This is a genomic window from Streptomyces sp. NPDC057950, assembly GCF_042887295.1.
Classification (GTDB): Bacteria; Actinomycetota; Actinomycetes; order Streptomycetales; family Streptomycetaceae; genus Streptomyces; species Streptomyces kaempferi.
In genome coordinates this window covers 1-1,134 of the sequence record NZ_JBHVPP010000063.1, presented here as the reverse complement: position 1 = coordinate 1,134, position 1,134 = coordinate 1, and the positions used below count along the sequence as shown (strand labels likewise).

Here is a 1,134-nt window from a genome sequence, read left to right as displayed (position 1 = left end):
CTATTTAGCAGAACAAAACTATGCGCACAATTCTTATATTGGAGTTTGGGCAGAGAGACGAATCGAGACCATTGTAAATACGGTGGGTATTTTAAAAGCCGGCCATGCTTATATTCCTGTGAACCCGGAACATCCTGAGGAAAGAATAGAATATATCGTGGAACATAGTGATATCAAGCTCATGATTCATCCGGATTTATATGAAAAAGAGAACCTTTCCACCTATAACGATGGTGCCTTGGAATCGCTAGAAGGCTGCCAGCAGGATAGAGCCTATGCTATCTATACGTCAGGAAGTACTGGACAGCCTAAGGGTGTTGTGATCACCCATGAGGCAGTAGTGAATACACTATTAGATATTAATGAGAGATTCAAAGTAGGCAGCGAAGATAAAATCATTGCCCTATCATCGATGAGCTTTGATTTATCTGTCTATGATATTTTTGGAGCACTCATTAGTGGAGCCCAGTTAGTATTAATTCCCGATCTCTTAGATGTGGCCAGCATTCACCAGATCATGATCGAAGAAGAAATCACGATATGGAATTCGGTTCCGGCCATTATGGATATGTATCTGGAAAGCACAAAACAAGACACAGTGCGGAGATCTGCAGCAGAGCGCTTACGTATGGTGATGCTAAGTGGAGACTGGATTTCTCTTGGTTTGCCGGAGAAAATCAAAACAAGAATGCCAAAAGCACAAGTGATCGGGTTAGGTGGAGCAACGGAAGGCTCTATATGGTCCATCTATTTCCCAATCACAGAAGTGAAGCCAGAGTGGAAAAGTATCCCTTATGGATATCCGTTGAAAAATCAACAAATTTACGTACTGGATGATTGTGGAGAAGAATGCCCGGTAGGCGTTCCAGGAGAACTGCATATTGGTGGAAAAGGAGTCGCCGTAGGTTATCTCAATGAAGAAGAGAAGACGAAGGCCGCCTTTATCAACCATAGATTAGGGTATCTGTACAAAACAGGTGATTATGGTGTGATGCGTCAGGAAGGATATGTAGACTTCCTTGGAAGAAAAGATAGTCAAGTAAAGATACGTGGACATCGTGTCGAACTGGGAGAAATAGAACACTGTATCAATCATTTGCCAAATATTCACCAGTCCGTAGTCGCTGATTATAG

Annotated in this window: 1 protein-coding gene; it reads left to right on the top strand. The window is 42.3% G+C overall.

Features of this window, described 5'->3' with window-relative positions; all coding sequences use genetic code 11:
• Positions 1-1,134, top strand: a 1,134-nt coding sequence (locus tag ACFVTC_RS42820; protein ID WP_390135261.1) for an amino acid adenylation domain-containing protein, incomplete at both ends; no start/stop codon positions are given.